This is a genomic window from uncultured Sphingomonas sp. (genome assembly GCF_964244235.1).
Lineage (GTDB): Bacteria > Pseudomonadota > Alphaproteobacteria > Sphingomonadales > Sphingomonadaceae > Sphingomonas.
Genome location: NZ_CAXTII010000036.1, coordinates 1 through 25,418 on the forward strand (window position 1 = coordinate 1; position 25,418 = coordinate 25,418).

At 63.6% G+C, this 25,418-nt stretch carries 18 protein-coding genes and 1 pseudogene; 10 read left to right on the forward strand and 9 right to left on the reverse strand.

Annotated elements, in window-relative coordinates:
• The 3 genes from ACFE7D_RS07875 to ACFE7D_RS07885 all read left to right on the forward strand — a co-directional run.
• On the forward strand, positions 1-2,098 hold a 2,098-nt coding region (locus ACFE7D_RS07875; protein ID WP_375394878.1), incomplete at its 5' end, for a TonB-dependent receptor domain-containing protein.
• Positions 2,099-2,129: 31 nt separating this feature from the next.
• Complete coding sequence (locus ACFE7D_RS07880; protein WP_375394879.1) at positions 2,130-3,713, forward strand: amidohydrolase; 1,584 nt, start codon at positions 2,130-2,132, stop codon at positions 3,711-3,713.
• Between the two features lie 26 nt (positions 3,714-3,739).
• Positions 3,740-5,332, forward strand: coding sequence for an amidohydrolase (locus tag ACFE7D_RS07885; RefSeq protein ID WP_375394880.1), 1,593 nt, complete (start codon positions 3,740-3,742; stop codon positions 5,330-5,332).
• A 175-nt stretch (positions 5,333-5,507) separates the two neighbouring features.
• Here the strand turns inward: ACFE7D_RS07885 and ACFE7D_RS07890 are convergent, their stop codons facing one another.
• Genes ACFE7D_RS07890 through ACFE7D_RS07910 form a run of 5 tightly spaced genes read right to left on the reverse strand, consistent with a single transcriptional unit; the run spans position 5,508 to position 11,878 of the window.
• The gene (locus ACFE7D_RS07890; RefSeq protein ID WP_375394891.1) at positions 5,508-6,140 is read right to left on the reverse strand and encodes a peptidylprolyl isomerase; all 633 of its coding nucleotides are present in this window, start codon (positions 6,138-6,140) and stop codon (positions 5,508-5,510) included.
• Complete coding sequence (locus ACFE7D_RS07895; RefSeq protein ID WP_375394892.1) at positions 6,140-7,630, reverse strand: MFS transporter; 1,491 nt, start codon at positions 7,628-7,630, stop codon at positions 6,140-6,142. Before ACFE7D_RS07895 ends, ACFE7D_RS07890 begins: the two co-directional genes overlap by 1 nt.
• Positions 7,631-7,676: 46 nt before the next feature.
• Positions 7,677-9,146 carry an efflux transporter outer membrane subunit gene (locus ACFE7D_RS07900; RefSeq protein WP_375394881.1) on the reverse strand — a complete coding sequence of 490 codons (1,470 nt, stop codon included), beginning with the start codon at positions 9,144-9,146 and terminating at the stop codon, positions 7,677-7,679.
• Positions 9,147-9,150: 4 nt separating this feature from the next.
• The gene (locus tag ACFE7D_RS07905) at positions 9,151-10,686 is read right to left on the reverse strand and encodes a DHA2 family efflux MFS transporter permease subunit (protein ID WP_375394882.1); all 1,536 of its coding nucleotides are present in this window, start codon (positions 10,684-10,686) and stop codon (positions 9,151-9,153) included.
• Positions 10,687-10,696: 10 nt separating this feature from the next.
• Positions 10,697-11,878, reverse strand: a complete 1,182-nt coding sequence (locus tag ACFE7D_RS07910; protein WP_375394893.1) for an HlyD family secretion protein — start codon at positions 11,876-11,878, stop codon at positions 10,697-10,699.
• Between the two features lie 416 nt (positions 11,879-12,294).
• On the opposite strand from ACFE7D_RS07910, the gene ACFE7D_RS07915 reads away from it, so the two are divergent.
• From ACFE7D_RS07915 to ACFE7D_RS07935, 5 genes are read left to right on the forward strand one after another with little or no spacing between them, the layout of a single operon-like run.
• Positions 12,295-13,161, forward strand: a complete 867-nt coding sequence (locus ACFE7D_RS07915; RefSeq protein WP_375394883.1) for a cytochrome b/b6 domain-containing protein — start codon at positions 12,295-12,297, stop codon at positions 13,159-13,161.
• A complete protein-coding gene (locus ACFE7D_RS07920; RefSeq protein ID WP_375394884.1) occupies positions 13,158-13,922 on the forward strand; it encodes a molybdopterin-dependent oxidoreductase in 765 nt (254 codons plus the stop codon). The genes ACFE7D_RS07915 and ACFE7D_RS07920 overlap by 4 nt, the downstream gene beginning before the upstream one ends.
• Before the next feature lie 48 nt (positions 13,923-13,970).
• Positions 13,971-14,273 (forward strand): hypothetical protein, encoded by a 303-nt coding sequence (locus ACFE7D_RS07925; protein WP_375394895.1) that lies wholly within the window; start codon positions 13,971-13,973, stop codon positions 14,271-14,273.
• A complete protein-coding gene (locus tag ACFE7D_RS07930; RefSeq protein WP_375394894.1) occupies positions 14,222-14,374 on the forward strand; it encodes a hypothetical protein in 153 nt (50 codons plus the stop codon). Before ACFE7D_RS07925 ends, ACFE7D_RS07930 begins: the two co-directional genes overlap by 52 nt.
• A 49-nt stretch (positions 14,375-14,423) precedes the next feature.
• Positions 14,424-14,978 carry a hypothetical protein gene (locus ACFE7D_RS07935; RefSeq protein ID WP_375394885.1) on the forward strand — a complete coding sequence of 185 codons (555 nt, stop codon included), beginning with the start codon at positions 14,424-14,426 and terminating at the stop codon, positions 14,976-14,978.
• A 6-nt stretch (positions 14,979-14,984) separates the two neighbouring features.
• Here the strand turns inward: ACFE7D_RS07935 and ACFE7D_RS07940 are convergent, their stop codons facing one another.
• Entirely contained in the window at positions 14,985-15,329 is a 345-nt protein-coding gene (locus ACFE7D_RS07940; RefSeq protein WP_375394886.1) for a hypothetical protein, read from the reverse strand.
• Positions 15,330-15,545: 216 nt separating this feature from the next.
• Here ACFE7D_RS07940 and ACFE7D_RS07945 point away from each other — a divergent pair, with 216 nt between their 5' ends.
• Entirely contained in the window at positions 15,546-16,298 is a 753-nt protein-coding gene (locus ACFE7D_RS07945; protein ID WP_375394887.1) for a metallophosphoesterase family protein, read from the forward strand.
• Positions 16,299-16,320: 22 nt separating this feature from the next.
• Here the strand turns inward: ACFE7D_RS07945 and ACFE7D_RS07950 are convergent, their stop codons facing one another.
• Positions 16,321-18,465 carry a TonB-dependent receptor gene (locus ACFE7D_RS07950; RefSeq protein ID WP_375394888.1) on the reverse strand — a complete coding sequence of 715 codons (2,145 nt, stop codon included), beginning with the start codon at positions 18,463-18,465 and terminating at the stop codon, positions 16,321-16,323.
• A gap of 263 nt (positions 18,466-18,728) precedes the next feature.
• Between ACFE7D_RS07950 and ACFE7D_RS07955 the strand changes: the two genes are divergently transcribed.
• On the forward strand, positions 18,729-19,358 hold the full coding sequence (locus ACFE7D_RS07955) for an energy transducer TonB (RefSeq protein ID WP_375394889.1): 630 nt from the start codon (positions 18,729-18,731) through the stop codon (positions 19,356-19,358).
• Positions 19,359-19,421: 63 nt separating this feature from the next.
• Here ACFE7D_RS07955 and rpoC read toward each other — a convergent pair whose 3' ends face one another.
• Both rpoC and ACFE7D_RS07965 read right to left on the reverse strand, forming a co-directional pair.
• On the reverse strand, positions 19,422-23,696 hold the full coding sequence (gene rpoC, locus ACFE7D_RS07960) for a DNA-directed RNA polymerase subunit beta' (protein WP_375394890.1): 4,275 nt from the start codon (positions 23,694-23,696) through the stop codon (positions 19,422-19,424).
• A 160-nt stretch (positions 23,697-23,856) separates the two neighbouring features.
• Positions 23,857-25,418 (reverse strand): annotated as a pseudogene (locus tag ACFE7D_RS07965) (DNA-directed RNA polymerase subunit beta); the annotation flags it as partial.

Below are 25,418 nucleotides of genomic sequence, written 5' to 3' on the forward strand. Positions count from 1 at the left end.
CCTGCCGCAGCGCATCTTCGGCTCGGGATTCGGGCCGGCGACCTATACCGCGGGCGGACTGATTACGACGGCGGGGCCGTTGCGCGGCACCTATTTCCTCGGCGATGGCGTGACGGGCAAGCTGAACTTCGGCACGACGAACACCGTTTCGAGCCCCTGGATGATCGGCGGCGACACCGCGACGACGCTGGCGGGTCATGTCGGCACCAATTCGCTGTTGCCGAACGAACGGCGGATCAGCGTGTTCGATCGCACCGCTTTCGACCTGACCGACTCGATCCAGATCTACGGACAGTTCGCCTATAACCGGTATGATGGGCAGAGCTTCTACCAGCAGACGCCGAGCACGGGGCTGACGATTCGCAGCGACAATGCGTATCTGGTCACCCAATATCCGCTGATCGCTGCACAGCTGGCGCCGAACAGCTCGATCAGCGTCGGCACCAGCAATGCCGGCTTCCCGGTGCCGGGCAGCAATAACCGGCGCGAAGTATTCCGCTACGTCGCTGGCGCGAACGGCCGGTTCAGCCTGTTCGATAATGACTGGAAATGGGACGCCTATTATCAACACGGCGTTACCAAGGCGCATGAGCAGCTGACCAACACGTGGAACACCGCGCGCATGGCGCTCGCGCAGGATGCGGTGATCTCCAACGGCCAGATCGTCTGCCGCTCGACGCTGACCAATCCGACCAATGGCTGCGTGCCGATCGACCGGCTGGGCACTTCCGGCCCGTCGGCTGCGTCGCTCGCCTATATCTATGGCAGCACCCAGCCCCAGCGCGACGAGACGATCAAACAGGACGTCGCCGCGGTGAGCGTCAACGGTCAGTTCTTGCGTCTGCCCGGCGGCCCGATCGCGATCGCGTTCGGCGGCGAATACCGCAAGGAGCAGATCGACGGCTATGTCGATCCGCAATTCAACTCCGGCTGGCTGTACGGGAACTATCTGGTCAACAAGGGCGGATACAACGTCAAGGAAGGCTTCGTCGAAGTCGACCTGCCGTTATTGAAGGGGCTGAACGTCAATGCCGCGGGCCGCTATACCGATTATTCTACCTCGGGCGGGGTGCAGACGTGGAAGGTGGGCGCCACCTATTCGCCCGTTCCCGACATCCGGTTCCGCGGTACGTATAGTCACGACATCCGCGCACCAAATCTCCAAGAGCTGTTCGCGGCGGGTACCGCGCGGACGAACAGCGTCATCCTGCCGGCGAACTCGCCGGTCGGCGCCGGTTCGTTCCAGTTCATCGAAAACACCATCGGCAACCTTAACCTGAAACCCGAAAAAGCCAATACCTGGACTGCTGGTGTGGTGCTGACGCCATCCTTCCTTCCGGGCTTCTCCGCCTCGTTTGACTATTACGATATCAAGATCACCGATGCGATCGGATCGATCACTTCGCAGAACACCGTGGATTTCTGCTATTCGGGGGTCACCGCTTATTGCTCGAACATCGTCTATTCGGGCGGCACGCTGAGCACGATCACGATCCAGCCGTTCAACTTCGCCAGCCAGCGCGAAAAGGGCTTCGACATAGAGGCGAGCTATCGCACCGAACTTTCGGCGATCTCTTCGAAGCTGCCCGGTGCGTTCAGCATCCACAGCGCGATCACTCACTACATCTCGAACGTGATCGACAACGGCATCTTCCCGATCAACTATGCCGGCGTGAACGGCGGCAGCTTGTCTGGCACGTATAGCGAGCCGAGCTGGGTATTCCGCGTCAGTGCCTTCTACGACATCGATCCGGTCACGTTCAACGTCGTGGCGCGCGGGTTCAGTTCGGGCGTGTATGGCAACGACTATATCGAATGCTCGACGGGCTGCCCAACCTCGACGACGCGGTATCGCACGATCAACGACAACAACATCGCCGGCAGCACGCTGTTCGATGCGTCGGTCAGCGTGAAGATCAAGGCCGCCGGGCATGACGGAGACCTCACCTTCATCGTCAACAACCTGCTCAACAAGGATCCGGTGCTGATCGGCAACGGGCCCGACGGCAACAACGTGCCCGCCTATGCGCAGACCAATCGCTCGCTCTACGATGTGCTGGGCCGCGTCTTCCGCGTCGCCGTCAAGTTCAAGTTCTGATCTGCTGCCGCGTAACCAAAGGACATTGTCGATGGGATATTATCGGACGTCGGTGCTCACCACCCTTCTCGCGGCGCAACTGTGCGGATCGGTCGTCGGAGCCGAAGCCCCCAGGTCGCTGAAGGCCGAGGCCGCCGCGCGCGTGGAGGCGCAGACCAAGCAAATTCAGGTCATGGTCGATCAGGTGTTCAGCTATGCCGAACCCGGATTCCAGGAGGTGCGGACATCGGCCTATTTGGAGGACATCCTCGAAAAGAACGGCTTCACCGTCACTCGCGGGGTTGCCGACATCCCGACCGCTTTTACCGCGACCTGGGGCACAGGCGGCCCGCTTATCGCGCTCGGCAGTGATATCGACGATCTGCTCGGCGTGTCGCAAATTCCCGGCATCCCCAACGTCAAGCCGCTGGTCGAGGGCGCGCCGGGGCATGGCGAGGGCCATAATTCGGGCATGCCGCTCGTCATCGCCGCGGCGATCGCGGTCAAGGCGGTGATGGAGAAGAACCATATTCCCGGCCGGCTCATGCTGTGGCCGGGCGTCGCCGAGGAATTGCTGGCGACGAAGGCCTATTATGTCCGCGCCGGGCTGTTCAAGGACGTCGACGCCTGCATCTTCAACCACGTTTCGAACGATTTCACGACGGCCTATGGCGAACTCGGCATGAACGGCATGGTCTCGGTGGAATATACCTTCCACGGCAGGACCGCACATGCCGCCGGCGATCCCTGGGATGGACGTAGTGCGCTGGACGCAGTGGAGATCATGGACACCGCCTGGAACTTCCGGCGCGAGCACTTGCCCGTCACGCAGCGCTCGCATTACGTCATTACCAATGGCGGCGGCCAGCCCAACGTCGTGCCGGACAAGGCCGCAGTCTGGTATTATTTCCGCGACCGGACGTTCGGCGCGGTGCGATCGCTCTACACCACGGGGAACGAGATTGCCGAGGCCGCGGCCAAGGCCACCGGCACGACGGTCACCCGGCAGACGCTCGGTTATTCGGCGCCCGATTTCGGGAACAAGCCGCTGGCGGAAGCGGCCTATGCCAACATCAAGGCGGTCGGCATGCCGAAATGGTCCGCCGACGACCAGGCGTTCGCCAAGGCCGTGCAGGAAACCAACAAGCGCAAGGTCGAGCCGCTACACGACACCGTCTCACCGCTCTCCACGCCGGAGAGCAGGCCGGCATCGCAGGGCGGCGGATCGGACGATATCGGCGATATCATGTGGACGGTGCCGACGATCACGATGCGCTATCCCTCGAACATCCCCAACATGATCGGTCACAACGTTACCTCGGCGATGGCGATGGCCACGCCGATCGCCCACAAGGGCGTCGTCGTTGGCGCGAAGGCGCTGGCCATGACCGTGCTGGATTTGATGACGACGCCGAAACTGATCGCTGATGCCAAAATCTATTTCACCGATGTGCAGCAGAAGACCGATCACTACGATCCGATCATCACGCCCGCCGACAAGCCGGCGATCTGGCTCAATGCCAAGACGATGAAGGAACTGCGGCCAGCGATGGAGAAATATTATTATGACCCTGCCAAATACCCGACTTATCTCGACCAGCTCGGGATCAAATATCCGACACTGACGCCGCAATGACCGGTTCGATCGTGAAAGGAATTGCAATGCGCAAGATCAAACCCGTGCTCGCCGCCGCGATGCTCACGACGCTGTTGCAGCCGATCGCCGCGCACGCTTCCGCCAGCCAGACGCTGAAGGCCGAGGCAGCGGCGGATGTCGATGCCCAGACCAAGCAGATTCAGGTCATGGTCGACCAAGTGTTCAGCTATGCCGAACCCGGATTTCAAGAGGTGCGCACGTCGGACTATCTGGCTACGATCCTTGAAAAGAACGGCTTCACCGTGATGCGGGGCGTTGCCGGCATCCCTACAGCTTTTACCGCCACCTGGGGAACGGGCGGGCCACTGATCGCGTTGGGCAGCGACATCGACGATCTGCTCGGCGTGTCGCAGACTCCGGGCGTGCCGACGATTAAGCCAATGATCGCGGGTGCGCCTGGGCACGGCGAAGGTCATAATTCGGGTATGCCGCTGATCGTTGCTGCGGCGATCGCAGTCAAGCAAGTCATGGAGAAGAACCACATTCCTGGCCGGCTGATGCTGTGGCCCGGCGTCGCCGAGGAACTGCTGGGCACCAAGGCCTTTTACGTGCGCGCCGGGCTGTTCAAGGGTATCGACGCCTGCATCTTCGCGCACGTCAACACCGATTTCGGCACGGGCTATGGCGATCTCGGGATGAACGGGATGGTATCGGTCGAATACACCTTCCACGGCAAGACCGCGCACGCCGCGGCGATGCCGTGGGAGGGACGCAGTGCGCTGGACGCCGCCGAGATCATGGACGTCGCCTGGAATTTCCGGCGCGAGCATTTGCCGGTCAGCCAGCGCTCGCACGACGTCATCACAAACGGCGGTGGCCAGCCCAATGTCGTACCCGACAAGGCGGCGGTCTGGTATTATTTTCGCGATCACGATTTCGCGGCAGTGCGGACGTTGTACGATACCGGCAACGAGATTTCGGAGGCTGCCGCGCAGGCGACGGGTACCACGGTGACGCGGCAGATCCTCGGCTATGCCGCGCCGAACTTCGCCAACAAGCCGCTGGCGGAAGCGGCTTATGTCAATATCAAGGCGGTCGGCATGCCCGCCTGGTCGGCCGACGATCAGGCCTTCGCCAAGGCGGTGCAAGTCGCCAACGGCTTCAAGTTGAAACCTTTGCCGACGGTCGTCGGACCGCTCTCGACACCGGAGACGCGCGGCAAGATCGGCTTCGGCGCGTCGGACGACATCGGTGATGTCATGTGGGCGGTGCCGACGATCACGATCGGTTACCCGTCCAACATCCCTAACGTCATCTTCCATCACGCGACCGCCGCGATGGCAATGGCGACGCCGATCGCGCACAAAGGCGTCATCGTCGGCGCCAAGGCGGTGGCGATGACGGTGCTCGATCTCATGAAGACGCCGAAGCTGGTCTCCGATGCCAAGGCCTATTTCACCGACGTGCAGCAGAAGGCCCAGACCTACGATCCGGTACTTGCGCCCACGGACCAGCCTGCGATCCATCGCAACGAAGAGGTGATGACCCGTCTGCGTCCGGCGATGGAGAAATATTATTACGACCCGGCGAGATACGGGTCCTATCTCGAACAGTTAGGGGTGAAGTATCCGGATACCGACACGTCGCCGGCTCAATAGGGGATGTATCAAAAGGGCGAGGAGATCAGACCTTTGCCGAAAGCCACTTACGGCTGTGGCGTGTTCCCTTCACCCGCTCCCGTTTTCGCGGCACTTTAAACGCGTCTCGGCGAAGGCCTGCCCGGCATCGCGGCAGCGATGATCGACGATGTGGCTTGGTCGCGGCGCGGACCGTTCAGCTACTCGGCAACCCGAGCAGCCACGGCTTTACATGCCCGGTCGGATGCGAGGTCCCATCCAGCCGCTCGGCCCGCAGGATCGTCACCGGCTTCAGGATGATCTCGCCGCGCATAACGTCGCCGCCGCCGCCGCTGGGCAGTGCGAGGATTCGGCGGACCACGTCCATGCCCGACACGACGCGCCCGAATGCCGCGAACCCGCGGTCGGTCCGGTGCGCGTCGAGCGAAGGCGTGTCGCCGACCATGATCGAAAAATTGCCGTTCGCGGAATCGGGATCGGGGCCATGCGCCATCGATACCGTGCCGTTCAGATGGTGCAGCCCGGTCCGGTCGGTCGGCTCCAGCTTGACGGGGGCGAGCTTGCGTCGCGCGTCCATCCCGACGCCGCCTTCGATCAGGCCTAGCGTCGGCTGCGCCTTGCGGCGGGACGCGCGGTAAAAATAGGTGCCCTCGAAACGTCCATCATCGACATACGCAAGGAAGTTTGCAGTGGTCAGCGGCGCATGGCGGGCGTCGAGTGCCAGGACGATCGGTCCAGCGGAGGTCACGAGCCTGACCCGGATCACGTCCTTCGGAACCGGCGCGACGGCCAGGAGCAACGCGAAGAGAGGGATCAGCCGTACGCGCATCACCGTCCGCTCATCTCCGCACCCGCATCGCGGTCGAACGCGCGATTGACGACGATCGCGCAGGCGGAAATCGCGGTAACGGTCCAGAACGCCGCGGAAAAATCGGCGAAGGCCGGGGTGGCGCGACCGCCGGCGACCATCGACACGTGAAGTGCGGTGGCACCCGTGCAGATGCCGAGCGACAGCATCAATTGCTGGAAGGTGGAATAGAAACTCGTCGCCGCGCTCATCCTGGTCTTGTCGATCTCATCATAGGCGATGGTGTTGTACGCCGTGAACTGGAACGACATCAGGAATCCCGACACGACCAATACGGAGAATACTGCGGTCAGTGGCCATTCGGGACGGAAAACGCCGCACACCGCAAACGCGCCGGTGCCCAGCAGTCCCATGACGCTCAGGCTGTCACGAAAGCCGTGGCGATGGAGAATTCTGCGCGCGACCCCCTTCATTCCGAACGATCCGATCGCCGTCGCTACCGTCATCAGCCCGCTCTGCGCGGCGGACAGGCCGAAGGCGAGCTGCATCATGAGCGGCAGCAGAAAGGGCTGCGCGCCCTGAGTGATCCGCGCGAGCGATCCACCCAGCACGGAAAGGCGAAACGTCGGTACGTGCATCAGCGTCACGTCGAGGATCGGACGCGTGACGGATCGTGCGTGACGCAGATAGGCGATCCCGAATGCAAGCCCGCCCGCGATCAGCGCGATCGTCAATCGAGCGTCGCCGGTACGGCTCGCCATTTCGAACCCGGCCAGCAATCCGCCGAGCGACAGGCCCGACAAAACGAAACCGATCGCGTCGAACGGATGGGTGGCCGTTTCGCGGATGTCGGCAATGAACCGGCCGACCAACAGGATGCCCGCCGCTCCGATCGGTAGGTTGAGCCAGAAGATCCAGCGCCAATCGAGATAGGTGACGATCAACCCGCCGACCGGCGGCCCGAGGATCGGCCCGACCAGCGCGGGCATGATGAGCCACGACATCGCCGACACCATGTCGCGCTTCGCCACCGATCGCAGCAGCACGAGCCGCCCGACCGGCATCATCATCGCTCCGCCAATCCCCTGCGCGAACCGCGCCGCGACCATCAGCGGCAGGGTGGGGGCGAGGCCGCAGGCGAGCGAGCCGAGCATGAACACGCCGATCGCCGCCCGGAACACACGCTTTGCGCCGTACCGGTCGGCGACCGTGCCCGAGCCCGGTGTGAAGACCGCGAGCGCCAGCAGATACGATGTCAGTGCGACGCTCATCTCCGGCGCACGTACCCCGAAGTCCCGCGCCATCGTCGGCAACGCGGTAGCAAGAACGGTCGCATCCAGATTTTCCATGAACATCGCCGTCGCGATGATGAGCGCGACGGTGCGATAACTGGCGGTCGCCGCCTCCTGTTCATTGTGATCGGACGTTTCCGCAACACGCGCCGCTGCGGGAACGATGCCATCGCGCACCTCGGCATTTACCGACGCGATCCTGCGCCGCCGCGGGCGCAGATACGCGCGCGGGTTCAGCGACAAGGGCAGGTGGAAATGCACGCGGTTAATGGATCGTCGATACCGTCTCGCTGGTCGGTTGCACGGCGTTACCCGTCCAGCCCCCGGCGGTCGCGACGTACAGCCGCGCGACGTTCAGGAACTGACGCGCCTGTGCATCGACCAGATTTGCCGAAGCGCGCTGATACAGGCGTTCGGCGTCGAGAATTTGCAGGATGCCGGTATTGCCCACCTGGAAGCTGCGCCGCGACAATCCCAGCGATCGCTGAGCGACTTGTACCGACTCGCGCTGGTTCGCGACCGACCGCTGATCGCTGTCGATCGACTGGAGCAGATCGGCGACCTGGCGGAAGGCGTCGAGGACGGTCTGCTGATACGTCGCCTCGGCTGCTGTAGCGCGGTCGACCGCGGCGCGGCGTTCCGCCTTCAGCGTCCCGCCATGGAAGATCGGCGCACTCAGTCCGCCGAAAATGTCGTATCCGCGAAAGGCGGAACTGACGATGTCGCCGATATTGGGCGCGCCCTGCGTTGCCGTCGCGCCAAGCGTGATGTCGGGATAGAGTTGCGCGGTCGCGATGCCGACCGCGGCGGTCGCAGCGTGGAACGACGCCTCCGCCTGCAGGATATCGGGTCGTTTGTGGACCAGCGACGACGGCAGCGTGACCGGGATCTGCGCTGGCAGCGAAAGCTGCGCGAAATCGAAATCCGCCTGACCGAGATTGGCCGGTGACAGCCCGACGAGGGTCGCCAGCAAGTGGCGCGCTTCCGCCAGTTGCTGCGACAGCTGCGGGATTTCGGCGCGATCGGCCTCGAACTGGCTCTGCGCGGTCAGCACCTCGACCAGGGTGCCCTCGCCGCCCTCCTTCCGCCTCTGCGTCAGTTCGACGTTGCGGCGATCATCTGCCAGCAGCGCATCGGCGGTCGCGATCTGCGCACGGATCGCCGCGATCGTCAGGGCCTGGTTGACGACCTGTCCGGCGACGGCCAGATGCGCAGCCTGGGTCTGGCGCAATTGCGTTTCTGCCTGCGCGGCGGCCTGTTCGACCCGGCGGCGGGCGCCGCCGAACAGGTCCAGATCGTAGGAGATACCGCCGCCGACCGAATACAGGTTGAATTCGGGGTTGGTGCCGGGAAAGCCGAACGCGGACAGGTTGACCGTTTCATGCTCGACCCGCGCGGTCGCATCGATCTGCGGCAGTTGCCGTCCGCGGATCGCCGCGATCTGTTCGCGCGACGCAGCGAGCGTGGCGTTGCTGGCGGCAAGGGTCCGGTTGCGCGCAATCGCCTGGTCCACCAATGCATCGAGCGCGGGCGATCCGAAAGCGGTCCACCAGCGAAGCGTCGGGCCTTCGCCGGTCGCCGCGACCGGGCCGCCGGTGGCGTAACGAATCTCGGCCGGTGCCAGATAGCCGGTATCGCCGGGCGCTGCTGGGCGCTGGAAATAGGGGCCGACGGTACAGCCGACGAGCAGAGCGGCGATCGTCATCGCGGCGAAGGGGCGGGGCAGGCGGGTCATGACATCAGTCCATGTGTACGTTGGGGGCCTGTACGCCCCGCCTGGGCGGGCGCATCAACAGGATCAGAGGCGCGATGAACAGCGTGACGACGAACAACGCATAAAAGGCGTCGATATAGGACACCATCGCGGCCTGTCGCGACACCTCGGCATTCAACCGCGCGAGCGACCCGATCGCGCCGAAATCGAAATCCGGCATGGCCGCATTGAATGCGCCGCTATCGGGGCGCAGCCCTTCGACCAGCCGCGAATGCACCGTCGCGGCGTTGCGCACCGTCATGAACTGGAGCACCGAGATACCGATCGCCGAGCCGATATTGCGGATCAGCGTGAACATCGCAGCGCCCTCGTTGCGGAACCGCATGTCGAGCGTCGCGAACGCAACCGTCGCCAGCGGCACGAAGATCAGCCCGGTGCCCAGTCCCTGGACGAACCCTGTCGTCACGATCAGGCTTTCGTCCATGCCGAGCGAAAAGCCGCTCATCTCCCGCGTCGAATACGCCGCCAATGCAATACCGCACCCGAGCAGAATTCGTGGATCGACCTTTCGGATCACGCGCCCCACGATGACGGTCGAGATGATCGTACCCACTCCGCGCGGGGCCGTGACCAGGCCGGTCAGGACGACCGGATATCCCATCAATTCCTCCAGCATCGGCGGCAACAGCGCGAGGACCGCGAACAACAGCACCCCCAGGAAGAAACCGAAGACCGCCGCGGCGACGAAGTTGCGGTCCTTGAACAAGGCCAAGTCGATAAAGGGTTGTTTGGCGGTCAGCGTGTGGACGATGAACAGATAGAAGAACAATAGCGCCCCGACCGTCTCGACCATGATTTCGGTCGAGGAGTACCAGTCGAGTTGCTGCCCGCGGTCAAGCATCAACTGCAACGATGCGATGGCGAGGCTGAGCATCGCGAAACCGAACAGATCGAGCCTCATTCGCGCCGCGGACTTCGTTTCGGACAGAAAAAAGTACAGCCCGGTGAACGCCAGCATGCCGATCGGCAGGTTGATGAAGAACACCCACCGCCAGTTATAATTGTCGGTCAGCCAGCCGCCGAGCGCGGGCCCCACGATCGGCCCCAGGATCGCGCCCATTGCCCAGATCGACATGGCGGGTCCATGGTTTTCGGGCGGGTTGATGTCCAGCAGGATCGCCTGGCTCATCGGCACCAGCGCCGCGCCGAACACGCCCTGCAACAGCCGGAAGCCGACCAGTTCGCCAAGCGAGGTCGCGACGCCGCACAGGCCGCTGGCGATTGTGAAGCCGACGATCGAATACAGCATCAGCCGTCGGCGCCCGAACCGCCCGGCGAACCAGCCGGTCAACGGCGTACAGATCGCCGCGGCGACGATATAGGATGTCAGCACCCAGGTGATCTGATCCGCCGATGCCGCGACGCTGCCTTGCATATGCGGCAGCGCGACGTTCGCGATCGTCGAATCAAGCGAGTTCATCACGGTCGCCGCCATCACCGCCGCGGTGATGAAGCGGCGCGTGACCGGATCGGGATATTGCGCTGCCGCCGGCTCGGTCACGGAACGGCTCTCACCGGCGGACGATCGGTGCAGGTCCGGTGGTCGGGGGAACGTCGTTGCCGAACAAACGACGTGCATGCCCCGTATCGGTAGTGACCTCGACGCTCAACCCGGCATGCAACGGCACGTCCGCCGGAATTCGATCGAGTTCGAATTCCACGGGAAGCCGCTGCACGACCTTGACCCAATTGCCGGTCGCATTTTCCGGCGGCAGGATCGAGAAGCTGTTGCCTGTGCCGGGGCTGAAGCTCGCCAGTCTCGCGGTCAGGTTCAGTTCGGGGAAGGCGTCGATCTTGATCGTCGCCGGCTGGCCGATACGCATGTAGCGCAACTGGTTTTCCTTGAAATTCGCCTCGACCCACAAGTGCGTGCCCGCCAGGCTGAAGACCGGCCGTGCGGCCATGACGTAATCGCCGACCTGCAGCTGATCGACCTTCGCGACGATCCCTTCCTGCGCCGCACGCACGACGGTGTAGCCCAGGTTCAGCTGCGCACGGCCAAGCGATGCCTGTGCTGCACGTACGCCGGGCTGCTGCGCCAGCGGCGCATCGATATTGCCCGACAATTGCGCCTGGACGCCGGCGTTCTGCTGGTTCGACGTCTGGATCGCATGGCGCGCGGTCTGCGCGGTGAGCTGCGCCTGGTCATATTGCGCCTGGCTTGAAATACCCTCCGCGACCAATTGCTTCTGCCGCGCGGCCTCGCGTTCGGCGAACACGACGCGGGTGCGCGCAGTCGCGATTTCGGAGGCACCTTGTGCGTAATTGGCGCGGAGCGCGCCGATTTGCGTCTTGGCGGACGCGAGCTGGGCAGCGGCCTCGTCGACCGCCGCCTGATACGGTGCCGGGTCGATCCGGAACAGGACCTGACCCTTGGTCACGTGCTGGTTGTCGTGCACCTCGACCATGGTCACCCGGCCGGCGACGTTGGGACTAACCGATACCAGGCCGGATTGCAGATACGCATTGTCGGTGGCTTCGTACCGACCGCCGTGCAGGTAGAACAGCAAGGCCCCGACGACCACGACGATCGGCGCGGCAAGCAGCAATGGCAAACGCAATTGCCGGAAGCGCGAAGGTCGTTCCTCGACGACGACGGCGGTATCCCTGCCGGTTCGGGGCGCGGTCTGTTCGGACACGGTACGCCCGGACAGAGGGGCGTCCGGGGCGCCGGGGGCAATCTCGTCGCCCATCACGTCGTGACCGTCCGCCTTGCGCTCGCGTTCGATACGAGACTCGATATCCGCCACGTTCATTCCCCAGTTAAGACGGCGTCGGACGACTCCGGACGCCGGGCGATGCCCCTGATGTACAGACCAATGCGTGGCGATGCGAAAGGATCACGCCGGGATGTCGTGCACCGCATAAACCCTCCTAATGATTGCATGATGATCGAGATATGGTCTTCATGCATGTTGTTGCCGACCCATTGCCGACGTTCATCCCAAAAGTGCAGCGTCCGAAAGGGTCGATGTTCGCTTGCCCTGGTTTCGTCCTCTAAAATCTTTCATCCGGCGCTGGCTTCATGCGCGCGTCGGTGCTCGGCAACGATGTCGATTGGCCCTATGATGCGAACGCCGAGTGGCGAAGTGGAGATCGAATGGCAACGATGACTCCGATCGATTCGACCGACGCACGTGTGCCAGCTGCGCCGGTCGATGATCGTCCCCGGCATTGGGTCTATCGCCACCGGGTCACGACGCGCGTGTGGCACTGGGTCAACGTCGTGACGCTGACCATCATGTTGATGAGCGGCCTGATGATCTTCAACGCGCACCCGCGGCTCTATTGGGGCAGTTACGGCGCGAATTTCGATCATGCCTGGCTGCAGATCGGGCCGACCGCGGCGGGTGGGCATATCGTGATCGGGCCGGTCGACATCCCGACCGGCGGATTGCTCGGCCGGTGGAAGGACGGGCATGGTACGCAGCAGACCTGGGCTTTTCCCTATTGGGCGACGATCCCTTCGGATTATAGCCTGGCGGGCGCGCGGCGCTGGCATTTGTCGTTCGCCTGGGTGCTCGTCTTCGCATCGTTGTTCTACTGGATCGCGGGATCGATAAACCGACACCTCCTTCGGGATGTGATGCCGACGCTGGCGGAACTGCGCGCCTCGAACATCTTGCGTGATGTTAAGGACCACGCCCGGCTACGCTTTCCGACCGGCGAGGCGGCGATGAAATACAATATCCTGCAAAAGCTCGCTTATGGCAGCGTGGTTTTCGTCATGCTGCCGTTGATGATCCTGACCGGCATCACGATGGCACCTACGTTTGATGCCAATTTCGGCTGGCTGCTGCCAGTCTTCGGCGGGCGGCAATCGGCGCGGTCGATCCATTTTCTGTGCGCCTGGGGACTGGTCGGCTTCACGCTCGTGCACCTCGCGATGGTGCTGCTGGCGGGGCCGATCCACGAAGTGCGATCGATCGTGACAGGCTGGTTCCGGATTCCGCCGGCGAAGGGAAAGGGTGCATGAGCCGGATCGTCAGCCGCCGTGGCCTCATCGGCTCGCTTGGCGTCGCGGGCGGCGGACTGCTGGTGTCGGGCTGCGACAAGATCGCGGCGACGCCAGCGGCACGGTCGTTCTTCCTGGGTACGGAGACGCTGACGCGGCGCTTTGCGCAAGCGACCGGGACACGCGGATCGCTCGCGCGCGAATTCAGCGTTTCCGAAATGTCGCCGGTGTTCCGGACCAACGGCACCTCCAGTCCGCAAAACCCGGACTATATCACCCTCGCAGCGAATGATTTCCGCGACTACGCGCTGCAGGTTGATGGTCTGGTCCGCCGTCCCGCGTCTCTGACGCTCGATCAAATCGTGAAACTGCCGCATCGGACGCAGATCACGCGACATGATTGCGTCGAGGGATGGAGTGCAATCGGCCAGTGGACAGGCGTGCCGCTCGGTGGCCTGCTGCGCGATGCCGGGCTGCTGCCCGCGGCGCGCTATGTCGTGTTCCACTGTGCCGATGCGCTCGGGATGGCCAATTATTACGAGAGCATCGATCTGATCGACGCGTTCCACCCGCAGACGATCCTCGCATGGGCCATGAACGGGCAGCGGCTGACCGTCGGGCACGGCGCGCCGCTGCGGCTGCGGGTGGAGACGCAGCTTGGATACAAACAGGCTAAATACGTCATGCGGATCGAGGTGGCGGACAGCCTGGCGGGGTTCGGTCTAGGCAAGGGCGGCTATTGGGAGGATGTCGCCGACTATGCCTGGTACGCAGGAATCTGAGGATCGCAACGCGTATTGATTGCGCGGCAATGATTGCCAATGCAAGCAATGCCGTTCTATTCTGCCGACTCGTTCGTACCCGATACCTCGCTCGGATTCCTGTCGAAGCGGGTGTTTCAAAGTTCGGTGCTGGCGCTGGAGCCGATCTTTGCTGCGGAAGGCACGACGTATATCCAATGGTCGGCGATGGTGCTGCTGTGGAGGGGCTACGCCGATACCTGCGTGGCGCTTGCACGTGAGCTTTGCCACGACACCGGTGCGACGACCCGGCTGATCGAACGCTGGAAAGCCGTGGCTGGCTGGAACGAACGCGGAGCGCGGACGATCGCCGAATCGTCTTCCTCAGATTGACCGAGGCAGGCACCGCTGTCGCGGAACGCTGTCGTCAGGGTGTCACGCGGCGGTGGAACGCATGGCTGGCGGATTGGACACGAAAGAAGTCGACCGGCTGATCGCCGACTTGCATCGCCTCCGCCAGCGGATCGAAACGGGGGATCAGACATGCGTTTGACCCTGTGGCCGGTGGCCGCCGCAATGTCGCTCGCGGGGTGCGCCATCCCCGCGTCGCATCCGCAGGTACGACAGGCCGGCGGCGAGTCGCTCGGGCTGGCGGCTGCGCCGATTGCACCGGCGATCGCGGCGGATTGGCGGCATGCGTTCGGTGATCCGCAACTCGACCGGATCGTCGCGGACTCGCTGGCGGGCAACCCCTCACTCGATGTCGGGCTGGCGCGTGTCGGGCAGGCACAGGCGATGCTCTCGGTACAGCGGTCGGCGACCGGGCCGCAACTGACCGCCGACGTGAACCCTCAGGTCGCGCGATTCCCGGCCAGCTACCTCGTTCCCCCGCCCTATGCCGGTACTCTTTTGGAGCGCATGGGAATGAGCGCAACGCAGGCCGCGGGCGCGACCAGCCGGCAGATGGTCGGGCAGGCCTATCTTCTCGCATCGACCGACCTGTTCGCGCTGTCTTCCTTGCTATGCGCGATGCTGATCGTCGTGGTATGGTTCACGCGCCGCCCGGCCCCGGCGAGCGGGCCGGTGGTGGCGGACTGACAACCGCTAAGCCTCGACGGCGAACAATGTCACGCCGCGATATTTCTCCGCCGACGGATTGAATATCGGTTCCGGATCGAATGGCTTGCCCGCAAAGCCGAGTGCTTGAAGACCGGTCAGCTTAAACGTGCCGATCTTCTTCTCCTTCGGCGGCTGGCCATCGCGCTCGAGCGTCACTGCGTCCAGGAAAAGCTCGTCGTGACGCGTATACAAGATATGTGGTGCGAGCTTTACGACCATGCGGTTGTATGTGGCCTCGACGCATTTCTTCAGCGCGATCGCTTCGAGCAGCAGCGTGCTTGCGGGGGACGGGGACATCGGCAGGCTCCAACAACTTGTGCGTTGCAGCATAGCGCGTGCCGCTTCGTCAAGTTCCGACTGCAATCGGCAATTTGCAAGCTTCGCTGTGTCGTTTGTGATAAAATGGAACGACCTATCTAAGCGGCGGTTTAGCGGAGGGGCGTCGTTTAGACAAGCCGGAACGTCAAGGGGACAGGGCGTGACTGAGCCTGCGCTGTTAGCAGAAGACTGCCCGATGCACGAGCCGCGCGTGCTGGCCGATCTGCCTTGATTCGATTGTTCCATGTCAGCGACGCGCATTTCGGTGCGGAGGACCCGGCGGCGATCGCCTGGTTCTCCGCGCGGGTAGCAGCGGAACGGCCCGACGCCGTCGTCATGACCGGCGATCTGACGATGCGGGCAACCAGGCGCGAATTCCGTTTGGGCGGCGAATGGCTGACCTCGCTCGGCGTGCCGGTGACGTTGGAGGTCGGCAATCATGACATTCCCTATTATTGGGACCCGTTCCGGCGATTGCTATCGCCCTATCAGCGCTATGCCGCGGTCGAGCGGATGATCGAGCGGCCGCTCGATCTGCCCGGGGTCACGATCGTACCCCTCAAGACGATCGCGCGCGCGCAGTGGCGGTTGGACTGGTCGAAGGGGCGGGTCAGCCGGTCCGCGCTTGATGCGACATTGGCGCTGATCGCCGACGTGCCGGCGGCCAATCTGATCTTCGTCGCGGCGCACCATCCGCTGATCGAAAGCGGGACGACCGGCACCGCGCGAACGCACGGCGGCGATATCGCGATGACCGCGCTGGCGAACGCCGGGGCGGCTGCGGTGCTATCCGGACATGTCCACGATCCGTTCGACGTCGCGGTAGAACGCGGCGGGAAGGTCGTTCGCATGATCGGGGCTGGAACCCTGTCGAAACGCACGCGCAAAACCCCGCCGGCCTTCAACGAAATCCGGATCGAGGGGGGGCGATTTGAGACGCTGGTTCGGACGATGTCGGACGTGCCGAAGCGGGTGATCTGACCACCCTCCCGTGATAGGGCGGTTAGCTCACGTCCGCGGACCCCGCCCCAAAGGCCTTGCTCAACCCGACGAAAAACCCCCGCCGGGGCCCGAATTGCGGGGCACCGACGCCGACCCCCGATCCGTCGCGGATCTCATATACATGGTCGCCGACATTGATGACGTCGAACCGCACGGTCAGTCCCGGCTTCGCGAAGCGGTGGCTCGCGGTCAGGTTGAACTGCGCATAGCCGTCCAGCTTCGCGCCGTTCGGGACCGCCCCGTCGGCGCGCAGGCCGGAGCCGTAGATCATGCTGCCGCCCAGCTTGGTATCCGCCAGCAGCCCATGCTTGAACGCATAGGAAACACCCGCCGAGCCGGTGAAGGTCTGGTCGTGGTCGAGATAGATGTAGCGATTGGCGATGTACGCCAGGTCGCCGGGGTCGAAGCTGAACTGGCTCGACACGATGTCGCTGCCCTTCGCCTTCGCCGCGGCGAAATTGGCGTAGACCAGCCATCCGCCGCGCGTGTAGCTCGCGTTGGCCTCGACGCCGCCGATCCGCCCATTGGCGTAGTTGAACGGCGTCAGGATGATCGGCGCGCCGAACTGGCCCTCGTCGATCAGGTTCACCGATTGCCGGTAGTAGGCGTCGACGCCGTAGGTGAAATAGCGGCTCAGCTTGTACTGGAAGCCGACGTCATAGTAATTCTGCCGCTCCGCGAACGGCGTGGTGTTGTCCGTCACTTGTGGGGCGGCGCTGGTGAGCGGCATGATGAACTTGGCGATGCTGCTGTTGCCGACCAGCTCGAACGGCGGCGGGACGAAATAGCGCGCATAGCCGATGTGCGCGGTCAATTTGTCGTCGGGCTGCCACACGAGGTTCGCGCGGGGAGAGAATTGCTTCTCGTCGCGGTATCCGTCGAACACATCGAAGCGGCCGCCGTAATTCAGCGTCAGCGTGGGGGCGAACGACCATTCGTCCTGCAGATAGACGCTGTAGCTCATTGCGGTCTTGCGGCTGTTATCGGGAATGATGATCGGCTGGCCGATCTGCGCGCCGGCGTCGTCCACTGGAAAGACGCTGGTCGACGTCGTGCCGACGCTGCGGTCGCGCGTCACCAGCAACCCGCCGCGCAGCATATGCGCCTTGCCCGCATGATAGACCGCGTCCGCCTGGACGCCGACCGTGAAGTCCTGCTTGAACGCCTCCTGCGCCTGGCCGTTGAACAATAATTCGCCGACGATGTCGGGCCGGTAGCGGAGCGAGGAATAGCGCGCGAATAGCGATCCCTGGATCGTCAGCGGCTCGGCGTCGTGGAGCAACGATACCTGGACGAACCCGGTCTGTTCGATCTGGCGCTCGTTCAGGTCGTCGCTCAGGAAATCGGTCACCCCGCCGACGTGATAGCCCGCGGTCGGATGCTGCCCGCCGGGGTTGGGGATCTGGAACGACTGGTTCGAATAGCCGCCGACCAGCGAGGCGCGGTTGCTCTCGTTGAGGATGTGATCGACATAGAGGAAGCCCTGATACTGGTCCGTCTTGTCGTGGATCGGGTTCGATCTCCCGTCCACGCTCTCGATCCCCAACGCATCGTGGCGGAAGTCACCCGACACGAAATAGTTGGTCGCCCCGGTCGATCCGCCCAGCGAGAAGCTCGGCTCGATCGTGCCGTGGCTGCCGCCATAGATCGAGATGCTGCCGCCATTGTCGAACCCCGACTTGGTCGTGATGTCGATGATTCCGGCGCTGCGCAGCCCGTATTGCGCGGGCAACGCGCCGGTCAGCAGCGAGAACTTTTCGATCAGTCGCGGGCTCAGCGTCTGGCCGAACACCGCGAGCCCATCAGGCAGGACGGTGCCGTTGATCCGGTATTGCAGCCCGTTGTGATCGTCGCGGACGTGGAACTGCCCGAAGCCGTCCTGCACGACGCCGGGCAATTGCAGGATGATCTGGTTGAACTGCTGGTCGTCGCCGCCGGGCAGCGCCTGGATCGTCGCGTTGGTGACGGTGTAGCTCGTCGCGCCGAGGCTCGGCTGGATGTGCGCACGCGCGTCGTCGAGCCGGCGCGCGGTGACGACGATGTCCTTGCCGGTCGACGGCGCGGTATCGGGCGCGCCGGGCGTGGTCGCATTGCCGGGGGAAGGTGGGGCGGCGGGGGTCTCCTGCGCCATCGCGGGGGTCGCCATCAGGGCAAGGACACTGACCATCATCGAACCGGCAAGACGCATGCGATTTCCACCATCCATGTTATACTATATCATTGGTGTAGCAGCGGCCGGGGGTGGAAAGCAATCCGCCGCGGTGCAGCATGACGCTTTTGTAACCACCGGCGCGATGAACCGGACCTGACGGGCGGTGGATTGAGCAGATAGCAAGAAAAAACTGACGGTCGGGTGGGTGCAAATGATTTGATCTCCCGCTACGTTCGCAGGTTTGAAGGGGGACCGTGATGATTGTTGCGTTGTTCGTGCTGCTGGCGGCAACAGATACACCCGTCGGGTCCGGGCCGCGGCCACTTTCACCACCCGGCACGTGGTTCTCTTCCGATGACTACCCTCCGGCGGCAATCCGCGCGCAACAGGAGGGAGCCGTGAGATTCTCGCTGGACGTCTCGCCGACGGGCGCGATCACTGCCTGCAGGATTGTCGAAAGCAGCACGTTTTCCGATCTCGACGCGCAGACCTGCGCCTCGGCTATGAAGAATGCACGTTTTTCCCCTGCGCTCGATCGAAAAGGTCAGCCCATGGCTAGCACCTTTACGCAGCGAACCCGGTGGGTGTTGCCGACGCCGACTGTTGCCGATGATATGGCAACGCCTTTTGGTATGTGGGGTAATTCGATGAACATGGTCACGGCAACGGTGGCCATCAACGTCGATCCACAAGGTGCCGTTCTTCAATGTAAGCTGACGCTCGCCGCCAACACGACGGTCGATCCGTGCATGGCCTTTCCCGTTGGAAAGAAGGTGATTGCGCCCCTCATTGTGGACGGAAAGGCTGTCGCTGCTAAGGTTGCGGCGACGACTATCATCAGCGTCAGACCGAATGGGCGGACGCCCACCGTTCCGACCATCCCGTAAAACAGAACCGCCGCCCGGCATCCCGGACGGCGGTTCCTCATTCCACCACGAGCAACCGAACGATCAGTCGTTCAGATACTCGCCCGCATCGGCATCCGTCCCGGTGCCCGAGGTCACCACCTCGGCCAGCGGATCGCTGCCGGTGCCCGCCTCATCCCGCGGCGAACGTGCCAGCTCCGCGGCATGCTCTTCCGCCGCCGAGATCGGGGCCACGATGACCGCCGCCAGCGCACGCTGCTGCGCACGCAGCGCCACGTCGCGGCTGGTGGCCGCCACGCGCAGGCGGTTCATGCCGGCGCCCGTGCCCGCCGGGATCAGCCGGCCGACGATGACGTTCTCCTTCAGACCCATCAGCGTGTCCTGCTTGCCCTGGACCGCCGCCTCGGTGAGGACGCGGGTGGTTTCCTGGAACGACGCCGCCGAGATGAAGCTGCGGGTCTGCAGCGACGCCTTGGTGATGCCGAGCAGGACGGGCTTGCCGACCGCCTTGGCCTGCTTCTTGTCGAGCTTCTCGTTGATCGCGTCCATTTCCTCGCGATCGACCTGCTCGCCGGCCAGCAGCGTGGTGTCGCCGCCGTCGGTGATCTCGACCTTCTGCAGCATCTGGCGGACGATCGTCTCGATGTGCTTGTCGTTGATCTTCACGCCCTGCAGACGATAGACCTCCTGGATTTCGCTCACGAGATATTCGGCGAGCGGCTCGATCCCCAACACCTCGAGGATGTCGTGCGGATCGGGCGAGCCGCCGATCAGGTTGTCGCCGCGCTTGACGTAATCGCCTTCCTGGACATCGATCACCTTCGACTTCGGCACCAGATACTCGACGACCTCGCCACCATCCTCGGGCTGGATGCCGATCTTGCGCTTCGCCTTGTAATCCTTGCCGAACACCACGCGACCCGAGACCTTGGCGATGATCGCGTTCTCCTTGGGCTTGCGCGCCTCGAACAGCTCGGCCACCCGTGGCAGACCGCCGGTGATATCGCGCGTCTTGGCGGCTTCACGCGATACACGCGCCAGCACGTCGCCGCCCGACACATGCGCCCCGTCCTCGACCGACAACGTCGCACCTGCAGCCAGCATGTAGCGACCGGCCTCGCCACTCGCATCATCGAGCAGGGTCAGGCGCGGACGCAGATCCTCCTTCGACTTGGTCGAGGTGCGATATTCGATCACGACTCGCTGGGCGATGCCGGTGGCTTCGTCGGTCTGCTCGGTGAGCGTCTTGCCCTCGATCAGGTCGACGAACTTCACCGTGCCCGGGTTTTCCGTGATCACGGGCATGGTGAAGGGATCCCATTCCGCCATCCGATCGCCCTTGGTCAGGATGTGCCCGTCCTCGAACAGCACATACGCACCGTAGGGGATGCGGTGCGTCGAGAGTTCGCGGCCATCCATGTCGACGATCGCGATCTCGCCCGAACGGCTGAGCACCACGCGGCGACCACGCTGATCGACGATGATCCGCAGGTCGCGGAACTCGACCTTGCCGTCCACGGGGGCTTCCAGGTTCGACTGCTCGTTCAGCTGCGCCGCACCGCCGATGTGGAAGGTGCGCATCGTCAGCTGCGTGCCGGGTTCACCGATAGACTGCGCCGCGATGACGCCGACCGCTTCGCCGATATTCACCGGCGTACCACGGGCGAGATCGCGCCCGTAGCACTTGCCGCACACACCGATCTTGCTCTCGCAGACCAAAGGCGAACGAATCTTGACTGCCTGCGTACCCAGCGCCTCGATCTGAAGGATCATCGGTTCGTCCAGCAACGTCCCCGTCTTGATGACGGTCGCGTTGGTTTTCGGATCGACGATCGGCTCCGCGGTCGTGCGACCGAGGATCCGCTCGCCGAGCGACGCGATGGTACTGCCGCCCTGGACGATCGCCTTCATCTCCAGCGCGCGGTCGGTGCCGCAATCCTGCTCGACGATCGTGCAGTCCTGCGAGACGTCGACAAGTCGCCGCGTCAGATAGCCCGAGTTCGCCGTCTTCAACGCCGTATCCGCGAGGCCCTTGCGCGCGCCGTGGGTGGAGTTGAAATATTCGAGGACGGTCAGGCCTTCCTTGAAGTTCGAGATGATCGGCGTCTCGATGATCTCGCCCGACGGCTTGGCCATCAGCCCGCGCATGCCGGCGAGCTGCTTGATCTGCGCCTGCGAACCACGGGCACCGGAGTGCGCCATCATGTAGATCGAGTTGATCGGTGCCTCGCGCCCGTTGGGGAGCTTCTTCACCGCCTTGATCTCGTTCATCATCGAATTCGCGACCTGGTCGCCGCAACGGCTCCAGGCGTCGATCACCTTGTTGTACTTCTCCTGCTGCGTGATCAGGCCGTCCTGGTACTGCTGCTCGTAATCCTTCACCTGGTCGCGCGTTTCGTCGACCAGCTTGTCCTTGTCCGGCGCGATGATCATGTCGTCCTTGCCGAACGAGATGCCCGCCTTGAACGCGTGCTTGAAACCCAGCGACATGATCGCGTCGGCGAACAGTACGGTCTCCTTCTGGCCGGTGTGGCGATAGACCTCGTCGATCACGTCGCCCACGTCCTTCTTGGTGAGGAGGCGGTTGACGGTATCGAACGGCACCTTCGACGATTGTGGCAGGCACTCGCCCAGCAGCATGCGGCCGGGCGTGGTCTCGTAGCGCTTGAGGTAGGGCTTGCCCGCCTCGTCGGTCTGCGGAACGCGGCTGATGATCTTCGTGTGAAGCGTTACCGCACCTGCATGGAGCGCCTGATGCACCTCCGCCATGTCGGAAATCAGCATGCCCTCGCCAGGCTCGCCTTCCTTCAGCATCGACAGATAATAGAGCCCCAGCACCATGTCCTGCGACGGCACGATGATCGGCTTGCCGTTGGCGGGGCTGAGGATGTTGTTGGTCGACATCATCAGCACGCGCGCTTCCAGCTGTGCCTCGAGCGACAGCGGGACGTGGACGGCCATCTGATCGCCGTCGAAGTCCGCGTTGAACGCCGAGCAGACGAGCGGGTGAAGCTGGATCGCCTTGCCCTCGATCAGCACCGGCTCGAACGCCTGGATGCCGAGACGGTGGAGCGTCGGCGCACGGTTGAGCATCACGGGATGCTCGCGGATCACCTCGTCCAGGATGTCCCAGACTTCCTTGCGCTCCTTCTCGACCCACTTCTTCGCCTGCTTCAGGGTCATCGACAGACCCTTGGCGTCGAGGCGGGCGTAGATGAACGGCTTGAACAGCTCGAGCGCCATCTTCTTCGGCAGGCCGCACTGGTGCAGCTTCAGTTCCGGCCCCGTCACGATGACCGACCGACCCGAATAGTCGACGCGCTTGCCGAGCAGATTCTGGCGGAAACGGCCCTGCTTGCCCTTGAGCATATCGGACAGCGACTTCAGCGGACGCTTGTTGGCACCCGTGATCGTGCGGCCGCGGCGGCCGTTGTCGAACAGCGCGTCGACCGCCTCCTGCAACATGCGCTTCTCGTTGCGGACGATGATGTCCGGCGCGCGCAGCTCCATCAGGCGCTTGAGACGGTTGTTGCGGTTGATGACGCGGCGGTACAGGTCGTTCAGGTCCGACGTGGCGAAACGGCCGCCGTCCAGCGGCACCAGCGGGCGCAGTTCGGGCGGGATGACCGGCACGACTTCCAGGATCATCCACTCGGGGCGGTTGCCCGAATCGATGAAGCTCTCGACGACCTTCAGCCGCTTGATGATCTTCTTTGGCTTCAGCTCCGACTTGGTCGTCGCCAGCTCTTCGAGCAACTGCGTGCGCTCACCCTCGAGATCGAGCGACTCGAGCATGATCCGTACTGCTTCCGCACCGATGCCAGCCGAGAACGCGTCCTCGCCATATTCGTCCTGCGCGTCGAGCAATTCGTCTTCGGTGAGGAGCGCGAACTTCTCCAGGGGGGTCAGGCCGGGTTCGATGACGATATACGCCTCGAAATACAGCACGCGCTCGAGCTGCTTCAGCTGCATGTCGAGCAGCAGGCCGATGCGGCTCGGCAGCGACTTCAGGAACCAGATGTGCGCGACGGGCGCGGCGAGCTCGATATGGCCCATCCGCTCGCGGCGGACCTTCGAGACGGTGACCTCGACGCCGCACTTCTCGCAGACGATGCCCTTGTACTTCATGCGCTTGTACTTGCCGCACAGGCACTCGTAATCCTTGATCGGACCGAAGATGCGCGCACAGAACAGGCCGTCACGCTCGGGCTTGAACGTGCGATAGTTGATGGTCTCGGGCTTCTTGATCTCGCCGAAGCTCCACGAGCGGATCTTGTCCGGGCTCGCGATGCCGATCTGGATCTGGTCGAACGTCTCCGGCTTGACGACGGGGTTCGCGAAGGGGGTCATCTCGTTCATGAGCTGTCCTTGTAAATTCTAAACTCCTCTCCCTGCGGGAGAGGAAGGGGCCCGCCGGCGTCAGCCGGTGGGAAGGTGAGGGCAGGACAGTTGTTCTGTCCTCACCCTTCCGGCGCTGCGCGCCTCCCTCCCTCTCCCACAGGGAGAGGGAGAAGAAGGCTCACTCCGCCGCGATGGCGATGCCGTCCTCGTCGACCTCGTTGGTCTTCAGATCGACGTTCAGACCCAGCGAGCGCATCTCCTTGACGAGCACGTTGAAGCTCTCCGGAATGCCGGCCTCGAACGTGTCGTCGCCCTTGACGATCGCCTCATAGACCTTGGTGCGCCCGACCACGTCGTCCGACTTCACCGTCAGCATCTCCTGCAAGGTATAGGCGGCACCGTAGGCCTGCAGCGCCCACACCTCCATCTCGCCGAACCGCTGCCCGCCGAACTGCGCCTTGCCGCCCAGCGGCTGCTGGGTGACGAGCGAATAGGGCCCGATCGACCGCGCGTGGATCTTGTCGTCGACCAGATGGTGTAGCTTCAGCATGTAGATGATGCCCACCGTCACCTTGCGGTCGAACATGTCGCCGGTACGCCCGTCGAACAGGTCCGACTGGCCCGACGGATCGAGACCCGCCAGTTCCAGCATCTCAGCAACGTCGCTTTCACGTGCGCCGTCGAACACCGGAGTTCCCATCGGCACGCCGGCCTTCAGGTTCTCCGCCAATTCGACGATCTCGTCGCCGCTACGCGCGTCGATCTCGGCAAGATAGTTATCGCCGTACACCGTCTTCAGCCGCGCCTTCACCGCATCGGGCATTGCGCCTGCCTTGGCGTTCGGATTGGCGTCGCGCCAGTCCTCCAGCTGCTGCGCGATCTGCTGGCCCAGACCGCGTGCGGCCCAGCCCAGATGCGTCTCGAAGATCTGCCCGACATTCATCCGCGACGGCACGCCGAGCGGGTTGAGCACCAGATCGACCGGCGTCCCGTCGGCGAGGAACGGCATGTCCTCCGCTGGCAGGATGCGCGAGATCACGCCCTTGTTGCCGTGACGGCCGGCCATCTTGTCGCCCGGCTGCAGCTTGCGCTTCACCGCGACGAACACCTTGACCATCTTCAGCACGCCCGGCGGCAGCTCGTCGCCACGCTCCAGCTTCTCGCGCCGATCGTGGAACTTGTCGGTGATCAGCTTGGCCGCATCGTCGTACTGCTGCTTCACTGCTTCCAGATCGCTCTGGACCTTGTCGTCGGCGACTGCGAACTTCCACCATTCGTGGCGGTCGACGCTGTCGAGCAGGTCCATGTCGATGACCGCACCTTTCTTCAGGCCCTTGGGCACCGCAGTGGCGGTCTGGTCGAGCAGCATCTCGCGAAGACGCGACCAGGTCGCACGGTTCAGGATCGACCGCTCGTCGTCCGAATCCTTCTTCAGCCGTTCGATCTCCTCGCGCTCGATCGCCATCGCACGCTCGTCCTTGTCGATGCCGTGACGGTTGAAGACGCGCACGTCGACGACCGTCCCGGCGACGCCCGGCGGCAGGCGCAGCGACGTGTCGCGCACGTCCGACGCCTTTTCGCCGAAGATCGCGCGGAGCAGCTTCTCCTCCGGCGTCATCGGGCTTTCGCCCTTCGGCGTGATCTTGCCGACGAGGATGTCGCCAGCGACCACTTCCGCGCCGATGTAGACGATGCCGGCTTCGTCGAGGTTCTTCAGCGCTTCTTCCGACACGTTCGGAA

Excerpts from the sequence above, each read along its gene's own strand:
- ACFE7D_RS07880 (WP_375394879.1), top strand. The coding sequence starts at position 2,130 with ATGGGATATTATCGGACGTCGGTGCTCACCACCCTTCTCGCGGCGCAA.
- ACFE7D_RS07885 (WP_375394880.1), top strand. The coding sequence starts at position 3,740 with ATGCGCAAGATCAAACCCGTGCTCGCCGCCGCGATGCTCACGACGCTG.
- ACFE7D_RS07890 (WP_375394891.1), bottom strand. The coding sequence starts at position 6,140 with ATGCGCGTACGGCTGATCCCTCTCTTCGCGTTGCTCCTGGCCGTCGCG.
- ACFE7D_RS07900 (WP_375394881.1), bottom strand. The coding sequence starts at position 9,146 with ATGACCCGCCTGCCCCGCCCCTTCGCCGCGATGACGATCGCCGCTCTG.
- ACFE7D_RS07910 (WP_375394893.1), bottom strand. The coding sequence starts at position 11,878 with ATGGGCGACGAGATTGCCCCCGGCGCCCCGGACGCCCCTCTGTCCGGG.
- ACFE7D_RS07915 (WP_375394883.1), top strand. The coding sequence starts at position 12,295 with ATGACTCCGATCGATTCGACCGACGCACGTGTGCCAGCTGCGCCGGTC.
- ACFE7D_RS07920 (WP_375394884.1), top strand. The coding sequence starts at position 13,158 with ATGAGCCGGATCGTCAGCCGCCGTGGCCTCATCGGCTCGCTTGGCGTC.
- ACFE7D_RS07925 (WP_375394895.1), top strand. The coding sequence starts at position 13,971 with ATGCCGTTCTATTCTGCCGACTCGTTCGTACCCGATACCTCGCTCGGA.
- ACFE7D_RS07935 (WP_375394885.1), top strand. The coding sequence starts at position 14,424 with ATGCGTTTGACCCTGTGGCCGGTGGCCGCCGCAATGTCGCTCGCGGGG.
- ACFE7D_RS07940 (WP_375394886.1), bottom strand. The coding sequence starts at position 15,329 with ATGCTGCAACGCACAAGTTGTTGGAGCCTGCCGATGTCCCCGTCCCCC.
- ACFE7D_RS07950 (WP_375394888.1), bottom strand. The coding sequence starts at position 18,465 with ATGGCGACCCCCGCGATGGCGCAGGAGACCCCCGCCGCCCCACCTTCC.
- ACFE7D_RS07955 (WP_375394889.1), top strand. The coding sequence starts at position 18,729 with ATGATTGTTGCGTTGTTCGTGCTGCTGGCGGCAACAGATACACCCGTC.
- rpoC (WP_375394890.1), bottom strand. The coding sequence starts at position 23,696 with ATGAACGAGATGACCCCCTTCGCGAACCCCGTCGTCAAGCCGGAGACG.